The organism is Gardnerella sp. DNF01189 (assembly GCF_049244195.1).
GTDB classification, from domain to species: Bacteria; Actinomycetota; Actinomycetes; order Actinomycetales; family Bifidobacteriaceae; genus Bifidobacterium; species Bifidobacterium swidsinskii.
The window spans coordinates 1,348,422-1,363,253 of the sequence record NZ_CP058385.1; the positions used below are offsets into that span (position 1 = coordinate 1,348,422).

12 protein-coding genes and 1 tRNA gene are annotated in these 14,832 nt (G+C 44.1%); 11 read left to right on the forward strand and 2 right to left on the reverse strand.

Features of this window, described 5'->3' with window-relative positions; translation table 11 throughout:
• Nucleotides 1-42: 42 nt before the first annotated feature.
• Together HXT41_RS05430 and HXT41_RS05435 are read right to left on the reverse strand one after the other, a co-directional pair.
• Nucleotides 43-115 (reverse strand) — tRNA-Ala (locus HXT41_RS05430).
• A gap of 115 nt (nt 116-230) precedes the next feature.
• Nucleotides 231-917 carry a DedA family protein gene (locus HXT41_RS05435; RefSeq protein WP_004109778.1) on the reverse strand — a complete coding sequence of 229 codons (687 nt, stop codon included), beginning with the start codon at nt 915-917 and terminating at the stop codon, nt 231-233.
• Between the two features lie 227 nt (nt 918-1,144).
• On the opposite strand from HXT41_RS05435, the gene HXT41_RS05440 reads away from it, so the two are divergent.
• From HXT41_RS05440 to pstS, 11 genes are all read left to right on the forward strand, one after another.
• Nucleotides 1,145-1,888, forward strand: coding sequence for a hypothetical protein (locus tag HXT41_RS05440; protein WP_004109776.1), 744 nt, complete (start codon nt 1,145-1,147; stop codon nt 1,886-1,888).
• 130 nt (nt 1,889-2,018) lie between these two features.
• Complete coding sequence (rpsO, locus tag HXT41_RS05445; protein ID WP_004109774.1) at nt 2,019-2,288, forward strand: 30S ribosomal protein S15; 270 nt, start codon at nt 2,019-2,021, stop codon at nt 2,286-2,288.
• A 345-nt stretch (nt 2,289-2,633) separates the two neighbouring features.
• Nucleotides 2,634-5,414 (forward strand): polyribonucleotide nucleotidyltransferase, encoded by a 2,781-nt coding sequence (locus tag HXT41_RS05450; protein WP_116440333.1) that lies wholly within the window; start codon nt 2,634-2,636, stop codon nt 5,412-5,414.
• A 246-nt stretch (nt 5,415-5,660) separates the two neighbouring features.
• Nucleotides 5,661-6,524 (forward strand): aldo/keto reductase, encoded by an 864-nt coding sequence (locus HXT41_RS05455; protein ID WP_012913799.1) that lies wholly within the window; start codon nt 5,661-5,663, stop codon nt 6,522-6,524.
• A gap of 14 nt (nt 6,525-6,538) precedes the next feature.
• Nucleotides 6,539-7,504 carry a polyphenol oxidase family protein gene (locus tag HXT41_RS05460; protein ID WP_012913800.1) on the forward strand — a complete coding sequence of 322 codons (966 nt, stop codon included), beginning with the start codon at nt 6,539-6,541 and terminating at the stop codon, nt 7,502-7,504.
• Nucleotides 7,505-7,680: 176 nt separating this feature from the next.
• Nucleotides 7,681-9,105, forward strand: a complete 1,425-nt coding sequence (locus tag HXT41_RS05465) for a cell division protein (protein ID WP_033888563.1) — start codon at nt 7,681-7,683, stop codon at nt 9,103-9,105.
• A 111-nt stretch (nt 9,106-9,216) separates the two neighbouring features.
• Nucleotides 9,217-10,551, forward strand: a complete 1,335-nt coding sequence (locus HXT41_RS05470; RefSeq protein ID WP_103013784.1) for a C1 family peptidase — start codon at nt 9,217-9,219, stop codon at nt 10,549-10,551.
• Nucleotides 10,552-10,822: 271 nt separating this feature from the next.
• On the forward strand, nt 10,823-12,004 hold the full coding sequence (locus HXT41_RS05475) for a 3-deoxy-7-phosphoheptulonate synthase (RefSeq protein ID WP_064621722.1): 1,182 nt from the start codon (nt 10,823-10,825) through the stop codon (nt 12,002-12,004).
• A gap of 113 nt (nt 12,005-12,117) precedes the next feature.
• Complete coding sequence (locus tag HXT41_RS05480) at nt 12,118-12,624, forward strand: hypothetical protein (protein ID WP_102703336.1); 507 nt, start codon at nt 12,118-12,120, stop codon at nt 12,622-12,624.
• Nucleotides 12,617-13,327: a 5'-methylthioadenosine/S-adenosylhomocysteine nucleosidase gene (gene mtnN / locus HXT41_RS05485; protein WP_012913804.1), complete on the forward strand. Its 711-nt coding sequence runs from the start codon at nt 12,617-12,619 to the stop codon at nt 13,325-13,327. The genes HXT41_RS05480 and mtnN overlap by 8 nt, the downstream gene beginning before the upstream one ends.
• Before the next feature lie 206 nt (nt 13,328-13,533).
• Nucleotides 13,534-14,760, forward strand: coding sequence for a phosphate ABC transporter substrate-binding protein PstS (gene pstS, locus HXT41_RS05490; RefSeq protein ID WP_102703337.1), 1,227 nt, complete (start codon nt 13,534-13,536; stop codon nt 14,758-14,760).
• Nucleotides 14,761-14,832 lie beyond the last annotated feature (72 nt).

Consider the following 14,832-nt stretch of genomic DNA (forward strand, 5'->3'; position numbering starts at 1 on the left):
AATAAAAAGCCCACTGCGGTGGAATGAATGCAGTGGGCTCAGTGGAGCTAATGGTAATCGAAACCACGACCTCTTCGATGCGAACGAAGCGCTCTACCAACTGAGCTATAGCCCCAATGTCTAAGACAAATCATCTTACGACAACTCTGCACACTGTACTACAAAGCTTGTATAAAAACAACATTTCTTGTAGTGCAGCGTGCTTGAGTGTCGTAAGTTAAAATACTAGTTTATTTGTTTTCTTTATTAAGTTTTGCTGCTTTCTTTGCTTTGTGCGCTTTGTATAAACCAATAAAAGTTGGCACAAGCGAGATAAGCAAAATTGCAACAATTACTAATTCAAAATTCTTCTGTACGAAATCAATCTTGCCGAAGAAATATCCAAGAAATGTGAAAAGCGACGACCAAACGAGACCGCCTAGTACAGAAAATGGTGTGAAGCGTATCCAACGCATTCCAGAAATTCCGGAGATGAACGGCATAAAAGTGCGTATGAATGGGAAGAATCTACCCAAGAATACTGCCAGCGGACCCCATTTATCAATCATTTTTTCGGTTTTTGCAACTCGTTCTGGAGTGAGCGCTTTTACTTTCCCGGATTCTACAATCTTTCGTCCGAAGAAATGACCAATAAAGTAATTGCACTGATCGCCAATAATTGGGGCTAGCCACACTACGGCAAGTAATAGTGGAAGTGGAAGCGCGCTATGACCTGTTTGAGCGTCAGGAGCTGCAAAAAACCCTGCTGCGAAAAGAAGTGAATCTCCTGGAAGGAATGGGAAGAATACTACGCCTGTTTCAATAAAAACAATGAGAAAAATAAGGCCTAATGCTGGAGCTGTGCCCATTGCAATCCAACTTGCAATAGCTGAGCGTGGATCCTTGAGTAGGTTAACAATAAAATGAATAAATCCCATAATGTCCTGTCATAAATTTTGCGTATTTAGTGACGCTTGTTAATTAAAAATCAAGCGAAACAACTGTTATTTTGAGCCTAGCAGTCGCCATAAACGGTTGACACTTTTTGTGCACACGCTATCAGTTAATTGCGTTATAACATACAATAATAGTTAGTAATGTAATGTTGCATGGTTAAAACTTGAGAAATTGCTTGGCAATTAAAGATTGGCAGGAGAAGTAACGTATGAAGTTAAATGATGAGCATGATGGTGAATATCCACAAAGTTTTGCTCCGCTAAAGCCTAGGAAACGTTCTGCTCGTGTAATCAATGCTAATGAAGTTTTAAAAAAGAATGATGATTCGAAAAGCAAAATTCCTGACGAATATGTAAACATTGGTTTGCCGGAAACAGACTTGTCGATTGCTGATTTTTCTCGTAAGCATTCTAATCCAAAGAATTGGTGGATTTATTTTGGCGTTCTGCTTGTCGCTATTGTTATTCCGTATTGGATTGGTCGCACTATGGCAGCTCGTCATACTTCGTGGGTTATTTCGCATTGCTCTGGATTATCTTCGCAAGGTGTTGTTTTTATTTCGTGGGTAATCACAGTGTCTGCTTTTACAAGTCTTGCTATGGCGTTGATTGACACTCATCGTTGGATTTGGCGGATAATGTTTGCTGTTTTTCTGGCTTTAGAACAACTTATTGCCGGATTATGCATGCTAAACATGAGCTTCTGGTATTCGACGTATGTGGTCTATGGTCATGCTTCAGGTTTAGCGAATGCGGCAAATCTTGGCATTATTTCTGCAGGTATTGGAGTAGCTGTATTTGCTGTCATTTTTGTTGGTTTGCTTGTCATTGTTCCTAAAACCTCGGCTTTGAATGTTCTTACGCGTAGTTGGGCGTCGTTCATAATGTTTTATGCAATTGAGGTTTTGGCAATTCTAGTTGTGTTATTTGGTGGCTTTATGACCGCAATGTAATATTTGGATTTTGCGAAAATAAGTTGTTTGCAAGTGGTTGTATGATAGAGACTTGGCGTGTAACGCCCGCGGATTGAGAGCGCTACAGCAGAAGGTTGTGGCACCGCGCAGTGATATTAAGGAGGACGCCGTGGCATTAACGGCTGAAGATAAGAAGAACATTATCAACGAATACGCGACGCACGAGGGTGACACGGGTTCCCCAGAAGTGCAGGTCGCTTTGCTTAGCAAGCGTATTGCTGACCTTACTGAGCACTTGAAGGAGCACAAGCACGATCATCATTCTCGTCGTGGCTTGTTGCTCATGGTTGGTGATCGTCGTCGTCTTCTCGATTACTTGAAGCGTGTTGACATCAACCGTTATCGTTCTTTGATTGAACGACTTGGCTTGCGTCGATAGTCTTGTAGCCCGGGCTTAGCTCGGGCTTTTGTATTCTTTGTGCTGTACGCAGGTACGTGTACGCATAAAAATTGTTCACATATTCACAGATTTGGGGTAAGTGTTGTGAACAATATTTAAAATTTATAACTAAAAAGAATTAACGAATAATTCAAAAAATAATTAAAGATTGATGTATAACTGAATACGGATGATTGAAGTAACCGAAACAAAAAACACTACGAAATATTGACGTAACGCAAGTGTTGCAAAGAGTGCAAATATTCGCATATAAGTAATAATGCGAAGTCGTCAATGTTATTACGCATGTTGGTTGATTAGGTAAGTTAAGAAAAGGAGGAACCCGTGGAGGGTCCCGAAATTAAGGCTGTAGAAGCCGTTATTGATAATGGTTCATTTGGTAAGCGTACGCTACGCTTTGAAACTGGTCGACTTGCTCAGCAAGCAGATGGTGCTGTTGCCGCATATTTGGATGACGATTCCATGATTTTGTCGACGACGACTGCAGGATCTAGTCCGAAGGAAAATTACGACTTCTTCCCATTAACTGTTGATGTGGAAGAAAAAATGTATGCTGCTGGAAAGATTCCAGGTTCGTTCTTCCGCCGTGAAGGTCGTCCTTCTAACGAAGCAACGTTGGCATGCCGTATTATTGATCGCCCGTTGCGTCCGTTGTTCCCACACACTTTACGTAACGAAGTGCAAGTTGTTGAAACAATTTTGGCAATTAATCCAGATGATGCTTACGATGTTATTGCTTTGAATGCGGCGTCTGCATCTACTATGATTTCTGGTTTGCCATTTGAGGGCCCAGTTTCTGGCGTTCGTTTGGCTTTGATTGATGGCCAGTGGGTTGCTTTCCCACGTTGGAGTGAGCGCGAGCGTGCAGTATTTGAGATTGTTGTGGCTGGTCGTGTGATTGAAAACGGCGATGTTGCTATTGCAATGATTGAGGCTGGTGCTGGTAAGAATGCTTGGAATTTGATTTACAATGATGGTCAAACCAAGCCAGATGAGCAAGTCGTAGCCGGAGGTTTGGAAGCTGCAAAGCCATTTATTAAGGTTATTTGCGATGCTCAAAATGAGTTGAAGCGTATTGCAGCTAAGGAAACTAAGGAATTCCAACTCTTCCCAGAATATACTGACGAACTTTATGCTCGTATTGACGAGATTGCTCATGCTGATTTGAATGAAGCTCTTTCTATTGCTGAAAAGCTTCCTCGTCAAGATCGCATCGCTGAAATTAAGGAAGGCGTGCGTGCTGCAATCGCTGAAGAATTCACTGATATGGACGAAGCCGAAAAGGAAAAGGAACTCGGCAATGCGTTTAAAGAATTGCAGCGTCAAATTGTTCGTCGTCGTATTTTGACTGAAGATTATCGTATTGATGGTCGTGGTTTGCGCGATATTCGTACGCTTTCTGCAGAAGTTGATGTTGTGCCTCGCGTACACGGTTCTGCACTTTTCCAGCGTGGTGAAACTCAGATTTTGGGTGTGACTACTTTGAATATGCTTAAGATGGAGCAGCAGGTTGATGCGCTTTCTGGTCCACAGACTAAGCGTTATATGCACAATTACGAAATGCCTCCATACTCCACTGGTGAAACTGGTCGCGTTGGTTCTCCAAAGCGTCGTGAAATTGGTCACGGTGCTTTAGCTGAGAAGGCTTTGGTTCCAGTTTTGCCAGGTCGCGAAGAGTTCCCATACGCTATTCGTCAGGTGTCTGAAGCTATTGGTTCTAACGGTTCTACTTCTATGGGTTCCGTTTGTGCTTCTACGCTTTCTTTGCTTGCTGCTGGCGTGCCTTTGAAGGCTCCAGTTGCTGGTATTGCTATGGGCTTAGTTTCTGGTGATGTTGATGGAAAGCATATCTTCAAGACTTTGACTGATATTCTCGGTGCAGAAGATGCATTTGGTGATATGGACTTCAAGGTTGCTGGTACTTCTGAATTCATCACTGCTTTGCAGCTCGATACGAAGCTTGATGGTATTCCAGCTGATATTTTAGCTGCCGCTTTGCAGCAGGCACATGAAGCTCGTGCAACGATTCTTGAAGTTATTAACGAATGCATTGATTGCCCAGCTGAGATGAGTCCATTCGCTCCACGCATTATTACAACCACAATTCCTGTAGACAAGATTGGTGAGGTAATTGGGCCTAAGGGCAAGATGATTAACCAAATTCAGGAAGAAACTGGTGCTGAAATCGCTATTGAAGATGACGGTACTGTTTACATTTCTTCTGAAGGCGGAGAAGCTGCTGAGAAAGCTAAGGGAATCATCGATTCTATTGCAAATCCTCGTGTGCCAAAAGCTGGTGAAACTTTCACAGGCAAGGTTGTTAAGACCACAAGCTTTGGAGCTTTTGTGAATTTGACTCCTGGAACTGACGGTTTGCTTCACATTTCACAGATTCGCAATTTAGCAAATGGTGAGCGCATTGACACTGTTGAAGATGTGCTGAAGGAAGGCGATAATGTTGAAGTTATCGTACAAAGCGTAGATGAGCGTGGCAAAATTTCTTTGGCTATTCCAGGTTTTGAAGATCAAGAATCTTCTGCTCCAGCAGCGCGTGAAAATCGTTCCCGCAGTTCTCGCGACGATCGCGATTCTCGTGACTCTCGTGGCGATTACCGTCGTTCTCGCCGTGACGATCGCGATAATCATGACCGTGCGGATCGTGCAGATCGCGATGAGCGTCCTCGTCGCCGCATGCGCGATGACCGTGACGATCGAGATCGCATGGATCGAAATGACCGATACATGGATCGCGATAACCGTTATGATGACCGCAACACTCGTCGAGACGACCGTCGTGCAGATCGTGCAGATCGCGATAACCGTTACAGCGATAACGATTTTGATGAGCGTCCTCGTCGCCGCGTGCGCGATGACCGTGACGATCGTTACGAAAATCGCGATGACCGTGACGATCGTGCAGATCGTGACGACCGTGAAGATCGCTCAAATCGTCGAGATTCAGAAAATCGTCGCGTATCTGATAGAAAGCCGCGTTATGCAGCTGATGACGATCACTATGACGAGTATCGTTCGGCTCGCGAAGAGCGCGCAGAGCGTCCTCGTCGCCGCGTGCGTCGCGATTTTGATCCATTTGAGGAAGATTAATTGCGCAAATAGTATTAAAGCAAAATTATTGCTAGATACTAAATAAAAATAAATATTCGTAGAAGTGCCTTCAAGCTGCGTTTGCGTTTGGAGGCATTTCTTTTAGATAGCTATTTAAATGTTTTATGCAATCTGTGCAATAAAATAAAATATAAAAAGTAGTAAAATATTGTGACCGCGTAAAGTAGCGTAATGCAATAATAAATACTCACGAAAAATATAAAACTTACAAAATAGGGGTGAAATATGGTTATGCATCGCGCATTAGGTTCGTTTGATACAACCGCTATTGGTTTTGGCGAAATGCCATTGACAATAGAAAACAATCTTGGTCACGATATGGGAATTGAAACAATCCACGCAGCTCTTGATGCAGGTTGTACGCATATTGACACAGCTTGGGCATATTACTGCTCTGGTGGTGAAGAACAAACTGGCGAAAAGCTTGTTCGTGAGGCTTTAGAAAGCTGGAAAGGCGACAAATCTTCTATTTTGGTTGCTACTAAAGTCGGTCACTTCCGTAACTTTACTGACGGGCGACCAACGTGGGGTAAGGATGGTAAGCCAGAGCATTTGATTGCGCATGCCAAAGAGTCTGCAATGACTCTAGGCGTTGACACTATTGACTTGCTTTACTTCCACAGGCCAGATCCAGAAGTTCCATACAATGAGTCTATTGAAGCAATGCAGGAGTTGCTTGATGAAGGTGTGGCTCGAGAAATCGGTATTTCTAACGCTTCTGTGGAGCAAATCGATATTGCGCGCAACATTTTAGGAGAAAAGCTAGTAGCAGTACAAAATCAATATTCTCCAGTTCATTTAGAGAATGAAGATACGTTGCAATATTGCGAAAAGCTTGGAATTGCTTTTGTTTGCTGGAGTCCATTAGGTGGATTCCGTCATCCTTATGACGAGCATCTTTTCGATCCATTCCGCAAAGTTGCCGAAAATCATAGCGTAAGCTATCAGCAAGTAGTTTTGGCTTGGGAGCTCGCTAAAGGCGATCACATATTTGTCATTCCTGGAGCTCACAGACCAGCTACAATTTTAGATAGTTTGAAAGCTTCCGATTTGCAATTAAGCAATGAAGAATTGGCTTATTTAGGCTGAAAGAAAACAATAAAATGCAAGAAACAAGCGTAACTGGTATGCCATTGCCTCACGAAGATGAGGACGGTACGCCAATTCCTGTAACCATTCCAGTGCCGTTAGGGTCTCGCACTCATGCAGTTTTTACTACTAGACTGGGTGGAATTTCTGAAGGTTCATTTGCTTCACTTAATTTAGGCGGACGCGCAGGAGATAGTGAGGAGGCTGTAGCAAGCAATCGCGCAGCTTTACAGAAAGCTTTGCAAGCAGACTTGTCGCTTGTTGCTCAAGTTCATAGCAGAGAAGTATTTGACGCAGATAGTGTAGTAGATTCATGGAATACTTCTTACGGCTTTGATGCAACAGGTTTTGCAGATTCGCAATTGAGAATTGAGGCGGATGCGCAAGTTTCAACTGCGTGCTCGCTTGCTTTAGGAATGTTTGCGGCAGATTGTTTGCCAGTTTTACTTGCGGACGACGAAGCTGGAGTAATCGCTGCAGCGCATTGTGGGCGAAAAGGATTGATGGCTGGCGTACTCGATGCTGTCATCGAAGCAATGTGCGAAAAGGGAGCTGAGCGTTCTCGTATAGAAGCAGTGCTCGGTCCGTGTATTTGTGGAGATTGCTACGAAGTTGGTGAGAGTATTGCGCGCGATTTTGAAAAACGTTATCCGCAAACTGTAACAAAAACGCGTTTCGGTGGAATTGGTATTGATATTGCTGAAGCTGCACGCATTGATTTAGCGATCGCAGGAGTTGCGAATATTGTTGACGCTTTGCCAAGAGTTACTGCAGCTACGCAATATTTGCAGGAAGATGAGGAATTGCGCACGATTTGCGAAGTAGATGGGGAAGGCGAGTCTTTGCCGGAACGTTTGCAAAATTTGCAAAACCCAATGTGCACTTTGGAAAATCCGCTATGGTATTCTCATCGACGTGCTAGTTTAGCTGGAAAATCGCATGAAGGTAGACTTCTTGCTTTAGTAATTCGCGACAAATAATCGCATATGCTATATAAACATTACTGTATTTGAGCTAGGTAGTAAGTGCAGTTGTGTGAGCTTAGCAAAAACGTGCGCAACACACGAGTGTTTTTTGCTTGTAAGTGATAGCGTTGATTCTGATGGTGTAGCACAGCGTTTTGTGCAGCTGTGTGGGGGCTTGTGAAAGGAATATTATGGTGGCTGATTTATTCCCAACCGCGTTGCGTGGGTACGATAAAGACAAGGTAAATGAAGCATTTGCAAACTATGAGCGTACTATTTCTCGTCTGCGTGAACAAGTGCGTTCAAGCGATGAATCAATTTTGCAATTACAAGCGCAATTGCAAGAAGAAAAAAATAATGTAAAACGTGCAAAAAGCGGAAATACTTTTGCATCCTTAGGTGCAAATGCGCAACAATTGCTGGCATCTGCAGAGCAGACTAGTTCTCAATTGCTTGAGCGCGCTAAGCAAGATGCTGCATCAATTAAAAAGAATGCACAAGCACAAGCTGGAACTTTGCTGAACAATGCAAAACTGGATGCTGCACATTTAATGCAAGAAGCACAAACTAAAGCAGACACAATGCTTTCCAATGCCACGCAAAAGTCGACACAACTTATGCAAGCTGCACAAGAAGATTCTGCACGTTTGCGCGATACTACTGCTAAAGATGTGCAAGCTCAAAAAGACGCTGCAGAATTAGCTTTACAAAACACTCAAGAAGAACATACGAAGCGCATGGCTTCTGAGCGCGCTCAGCAAGAAAGCAGCATTTCGCAACTTAAGTCGGAAGCTGCGCAAAAAATTGCTGAGCAGCGTGCGGCTGCAAACGAAGAGATTGCACGTGCTAAAGCTGAAACAAACGATCAGATTGAATCTGCTCTTGCAGAAGCAAATAAAAAGCTTGCTGATATGCGCGAACACGCTTCGAAGATGATGGCTGACGCACAGCGCAAAGCTGGCGAAATTACGGATGCTGCTGCTGCTAAAGCTCAAGAAATTGCAGATGATGCTCAAGTTGAACGCACGCGTACGTTAAGCCAAGTTAGTGCAGAAGTTGAGCAGATTCGAGCAGATATTGCTGCTCAACAGGAGGAAGCTACAAAGAAAGTCAATGCCTTGCTTTCTGGTTTGAAAGAGAAAGAAAGAGCAGCTCAGGAAGAAGCAGATGCTTTGGTTGCTCGCGCAAAAACTGTTCATCAAGAAGCTGACGAATATGCAGCGCAAACGCATCAGGCTGCGGATAGTCAGGCTGCTGATATTGTGCGCAAAGCTATGCAGGAAGCAACTGCTCAGGTTGAAGAGCGTAGAGCTGCAGCGCAGCAAGAGCTTGATGGCATGACGACTCGATTAACCCAATTGCAGCATCGTGAGGCAACTATTACGCAGCGCGTTACGGAATTGCGTTCGCTGTTTGCGAATGCTTTCTCTGGATTTGATTTTGGGGATGCTCAACAAAACCAACAAGTTGCGCAAGCTTCTGACGATAATGAGGATTCGTCGGATGCTCAATCTTCTGCAGATGCGAAGCAGGCTCAGCGAGATGTTCAAGCTGCGTTGGCTGAATCTGAAGAAGCTAACGAGTCTCAAGAAGACCAAGACACAGATAATCAATAAAGAAAATATTGTAAAATTTGTAGATTGGCTTAAACATCGTACGCTAGAATGTGCTGGTATTTGAATAAATATTTGAAATAAATATTGATAATTAACAGGAAAGGTAGCATTGTGACTGAAATCACTGCTCTAACTGATGAAAAATTACAAGGTTTGCGTGAGGATTTTGACGCAAATCCTTTAAACCGTTTAGCTATGAATGGTGTGACTGCTGCTGGTATTGATAAAGTCGCGCGTAATTATGATCGTGCGCGCTTATTGCAGCGTCGTTTTTCTACCATTGTTGATAACGGAGATGCAACACATCAGGATCGTTCTGGCCGTTGCTGGCTGTTTAGTTCGTTGAACGTGGCTCGTTTCATTGCGAAGAAATCCCTTGGATTGAAGGAATTTGAGTTTTCTCAAAACTACGCAATGTACTACGACAAGCTTGAGCGAATTAACTACTTCTTGAAGGATGTTGCTGCTTTGGTGCGTGCAGGTGAGCCTTCAGATTCTCGTTTGATTCAGCATTTGTTGCATGACGTTATGGGCGATGGCGGCCAGTGGACCATGGCTATGAATGTTTACAAGAAGTATGGTGCTGTTCCTAAGGATTTGTTCCCAGAAACTGCTTCTTCTAAGAATACTGGTGCTATGAATACGCAGTTGCGTGCGCTTTTGCATACTGCTGTTGCTCATATGTATGCGAATGCCACTGAAATTGATGCGATTATTGCGGATGCTACTGCTGCAGGTCACAGGATTTTGACAATTCACTTGGGTGAGCCACCTAAGAGCTTCGATTGGGAGTGGACTGATAGCGACGGCAAGTTCCATCGCGATGGTGAGATTACGCCAGTTGAGTTTTGGAAGAAGTACGTGAATGCTGGTCTTGAGGATTATGTGTGCTTGGTTGACGATCCTCGAGCTGAACATCCTAAGGGCAAGAAGATTGCTATTGAGCATTTGGGTAATGTTGCTGGCGGAGACGCAACCGAATATTTGAACGTGCCAAACCAGTTTATGAAGGATTGCGTGCGTAAGATTTTGGTTGAGAAGGGCATTCCAGTGTGGTTTGGTGCCGATTGCCATCCTATGATGGATCGCGAGAATGGCGCTTGGGCTACTGATTTGTTCGAGTATGGTCGCGTTTATGGCGTTGATTTTGATTTGGATAAGGAAGCGCGTGTGCGTTTTGCTGATTCTGCGATGAATCACGCTATGGCTTTTGCTGGTGTGGATGTTGCTGATGATGGTACGACTACTCGCCGTTGGCGCGTAGAGAACTCTTGGGGCACTGATATTGCAGATAAGGGTTACTTTACGATGAGTGACGACTGGTTTACCGAGTATGTGTACGAAGTTGCAGTGCCGAAGAATCTGCTTCCGGAAGAATATCGCAAAGCCCTAGAAGAACCAGCAATCGTATTACCGGCGTGGGATCCAATGGGCGCTTTGGCTTAGCTTAAGCGCATTGGGCGCTTAAGCTACTCCAAAGCGCCGCGCTCACTATTGCGAAAAGCACAGTGTGCTTTTCGCGTGAGCTCGGCGGTGCTTGCATCTTTATTCAAGATGCAAGCACCGACCACATCAAATGTGGTTGTGCTTTCAACGCAAGCTCGGCGGTGCACGCATCTTTATTTCAAGATGCGTACACCGACCCCACCAAGTTAGGTTGATTCTCTCCTCGCACCCACCGATCGCACCAAGCACAGTTTTTATAGGATGGTGACAAATGGCTTCTACAGCTGAGCAGCGTACTTCTCGCGCGGTAAAGAAGGAAGTTGAGGAGGGGCGTAACCCTCTTAATTCCGCGAAGTTTCAGCGCTGGGAAGACCAGGTTGGTGTGGATCGCATAATAAACCGCCGCGTGCTTGAGCTGGAGCCTTTGCCAACTCCTGCTCAGGTGCTTGGTGAGTTGCCATTGTCGCCGTATGCGCAGGATATTGTTGCTGAGTCGCGCGATGAGATTCGTAGCTGTTTGAATGGCGAAGATGATCGCTTGTTGGTTATTGTTGGCCCGTGTTCTGTGCATGATCCTAAGGCTGCTCTTGATTATGCGAGTCGTTTAGCTAAGTTGCGTTCGGAGCTTGAAGATGAGCTTCTTATTGTTATGCGCGTGTATTTTGAAAAGCCGCGCACAGCTCTTGGCTGGAAGGGTTTGATTAACGACCCGGATATTGACGGAACGCATGATATTCATAAGGGTTTGTTGCTTGCGCGTAAGACTTTGCTCGGCGTGTTGGATGCTGGTTTGGCTGCTGCTACTGAATTTTTGGAGCCGACCAGCCCTCAGTTTATTGCGGATGCTGTGAGCTGGGGTGCGATTGGTGCGCGTAATACTGAGTCTCAGATTCATCGTCAGCTTGCTAGTGGTCTTTCTATGCCGGTTGGTTTTAAGAATGCTACGGATGGTTCTGTTTCTGCGGCTGTAAATGGCTGCTTAGCTGCGAGCCAGCATCATACGTTCTTTGGTATTGATCATCTTGGTCGCGCTTGTGCTGTGCAGACTCTTGGCAACCCTGATTGTCACGTGGTTTTGCGCGGATCTAGTAAGGGGCCGAATTATGATGCTGCGTCGGTTGCTTCTGCTGTGGCTTCAATTCGTTTGCGTTTGGGTACTGGTTGCATGGCTTCGCATGGTGTTGTTGTGGATTGCTCGCATGGTAATTCTGGCAAGGATGAGCGTCGCCAGATTGAGGTTGTGCGTGAGATTGCGGATCGTTTGGCTGCGGGTGAGCAGGGTATTAAGGGCGTGATGATGGAGAGCTTCTTACAGGGTGGTAATCAGGATCCTGCTCCTCTTAGCGAACTTGAATATGGGAAGTCTATTACGGATCGTTGTATTTCTTGGGAAGATACTGCCAATTTGCTAAGAATTTTAGATAAATCTGTAGCAACTCGCCGTAGAGCTTAGAGCTTAGAGATTGTAGTAAGATAATCTCAATTAATTTCTACTTGGCTTATGTTCCTTACTGTATTTGCCGCCTATTTTTGCATTATATTTTGCGTACAAGGGAGTGTGTTGAAATGTATAACGAAGACTTGAATAAAGCGAATAATGGGAATAATGCGAATAAAGGTTTTATGTGTAAAGCACTACCGGTGGTGCGTTATATATTGTTAGCTTTGATTGCAACTGGTGTTATTTTGTTGGCTTTTGCATGGTATCGTGGCACGCATAGTGCTGGTTATACGCTTGTTACGTTTTCTGCATTGTGGTTTAGCGTTTTTATGCCGTTTGTAACTGGAATTGCTTTGCTTGTTTTTGCTAACGGATGGCGTCGCATTGTTGGCACTTTAGTTTGTGTATTGCTTATAGCCGGATTTTTCGCTTTTCTTGCCCTGCAGAATCAAATTATTGCGTTTTTCAATGTTCCTGTTGTGAATCCTTGGTTTGATTTTACGTGCGGAGCATTGCTGAAAATTGCGACTTTGACTTTTGTTATTATGACTTTAGTATGCGTGTTTTTGGTTAAGAATAACGATAAATGCGTAAGTAGCGAAGTAAAAAAGGATGATTCTGCTAATGCCTAGTACTGAGAAAATTACGAAAGTCGCTGTTGTTGGTGCTTTAGAGGAAGAAGTTGCGCATATTGCCAGTGCGCTTGAAAACGTGACTCACGATCACTCTGCAAGTCTTGATGTATCTTGCGGCACTCTTGACTCGGCGAATGGCAGTAAAATCGAAGTCGCGGCTACTGTTGGCGGAATGGGTCTGGTTAATGCTGCTGCAACTGTGCAATATCTTATTGACGCATATAACCCTCAAGTCGTAATTTTTTCTGGTATTGCAGGAAATCTTAATAAAAATTTGCATACGAACGATGTTGTTCTTGGAAAAACTGTAAAATATCTCGATACCGATATGCGCTTAATCGGTCAATGGAAGCCATTTGCAAGCGAATTTAATTCGGATGATTATCTTCTTAAAGTAGCTAGTAAAGTGCTTACCGATATGAAAATCACGCATATCGCTGGCACTATTGCATCCGGCGGATATTTTGTTGATTCGCCAGAAAAAGTAGCGGAGGTAATTGCAGCTACTCAAGCGGATGCTGTGGAAATGGAAGGCGCAGCAGTCTTGCATGTGGCTGCTCGTAACGACGTTCCTGCACTTGTTGTGCGCGCAATGAGCGATAATGCGGATACAAAATACGAGGATTTTCACACTTTTGATATTTCCGAGTATGCGGACACTGCTGCAAAAATTACGGTAAATATTCTTCGCAATTTGTAGCATTTCGACACGCTGATGTGGTCGCCGACCTTCATTTTGCTTAAGTCGCGTTAAATATAGCACCAAATACCGCCATTTTTGGTACCCACTTTATTTTTGCCGGTGAGGTTTTACCCACCTGTTTACGATGGTTGCGTTAATAAAAAAAGATAGGGATTAATTAAGAAAATGCGCCCAATTCGCAATACGGCTATAGGAACGCGAAAATGTGGTGGGGCGCAAGGCAATTCTTCGCGAAAGGAAAGAAGAATATGCGTAACGATATGAATAAGTCAAATATGAATAAATTTAATACGACTAAAAGCGCACTTAAGTTCCGCAGTATTGCTGCGGCGGCGCTAACTTTCGGCTTGTGTGCAACCTGCGCTGCTTGCGGAGACAATGTTCCTGCTGATAATTCCAATGCGTCAGGTTCGCAAAACACTAAGATCTCCGGCAATTTCCAAGGCTCGGGTGCTTCTTCCCAGCAGGTTGCAATGGAAGCGTGGATTGCAGGATTCCAATCTAAAAATTCGGGTGCAAAAATTGCTTACAATCCTACTGGTTCTGGTGCTGGCGTTACCACTTTTATGACTGGTGCCACGGCTTGGGCTGGTTCAGACAAAGCGTTGAGTAACGACGAAGTTGAAAAGTCTAAGTCGGTTTGTGCTCATGGAACTACGGCTTTCGATGTGCCCGTGTATGTTTCACCAATTGCGATTATTTTCAACCTTAAAGGTGTTTCGGATGCTGGCAAGCATATTAATTTGGACGCTTCGACGATTGCTAAAATTTTCGACGGAAAAATTACGCGCTGGAATGATGACGATATCAAGAAGCAGAATCCTAAGCTAAAGCTTCCAGACACCCCGATTACTGTTGTTCACCGCTCCGATAAGTCCGGTACAACGCAGAATTTCTTAAGCTATGTGAAAGACGCTGCTCCGGACGATTGGAAATATGATCTTTCTGAAAACTGGCCGAATAGTGTCGGTCAAGGTGCAAAGGGCACTTCGGGCGTTGTATCTACTATTCGCATGGCAAATGGTGCGATTGGTTACGCTGATTTTTCACAGGTCGGTAAGCTCGGTACTGTTGCAGTGAAGGTGGGGGATACTTACAATGAGATTTCTCCGGAAGCTGCTTCTAAAACTTTAGCTGATTCTGAAATTGACGCAGACGCTTCTGCAAAATATCCTAATCGCGTTGTTATGAAAATTAATCACAATACGCAATCTAAGGGTGCTTATCCAATTGTGTTAGTTTCTTACGATATTGCTTGCCCGGTTTATAAAGATGCTGGAACTGCTCGATTTGTGAAGTCTTGGCTTAGCTACGTAACTAGCGCGGAAGGGCAGAATGCTGCTTCTTCTGCTGCTGGAACGGCTCCACTTCCACAAAATTTGGTAAGCAAAATTAACGCATCGATTAAGTCTGTTAAAACAGGAAAGTAAAAACTTTACAAACTGATATTATGAACGTATCGGTTATAAAGGAGAATGATTGAGTTCTACGAAAAATGCGAA

Bases quoted from the DNA above. Each gene is read 5' to 3' on its own strand.
- HXT41_RS05435 (WP_004109778.1), bottom strand. From the start codon at position 917: ATGGGATTTATTCATTTTATTGTTAACCTACTCAAGGATCCACGCTCA.
- HXT41_RS05440 (WP_004109776.1), top strand. From the start codon at position 1,145: ATGAAGTTAAATGATGAGCATGATGGTGAATATCCACAAAGTTTTGCT.
- HXT41_RS05455 (WP_012913799.1), top strand. From the start codon at position 5,661: ATGGTTATGCATCGCGCATTAGGTTCGTTTGATACAACCGCTATTGGT.
- HXT41_RS05460 (WP_012913800.1), top strand. From the start codon at position 6,539: ATGCAAGAAACAAGCGTAACTGGTATGCCATTGCCTCACGAAGATGAG.
- HXT41_RS05465 (WP_033888563.1), top strand. From the start codon at position 7,681: ATGGTGGCTGATTTATTCCCAACCGCGTTGCGTGGGTACGATAAAGAC.
- HXT41_RS05475 (WP_064621722.1), top strand. From the start codon at position 10,823: ATGGCTTCTACAGCTGAGCAGCGTACTTCTCGCGCGGTAAAGAAGGAA.
- HXT41_RS05480 (WP_102703336.1), top strand. From the start codon at position 12,118: ATGTATAACGAAGACTTGAATAAAGCGAATAATGGGAATAATGCGAAT.
- mtnN (WP_012913804.1), top strand. From the start codon at position 12,617: ATGCCTAGTACTGAGAAAATTACGAAAGTCGCTGTTGTTGGTGCTTTA.
- pstS (WP_102703337.1), top strand. From the start codon at position 13,534: ATGTGGTGGGGCGCAAGGCAATTCTTCGCGAAAGGAAAGAAGAATATG.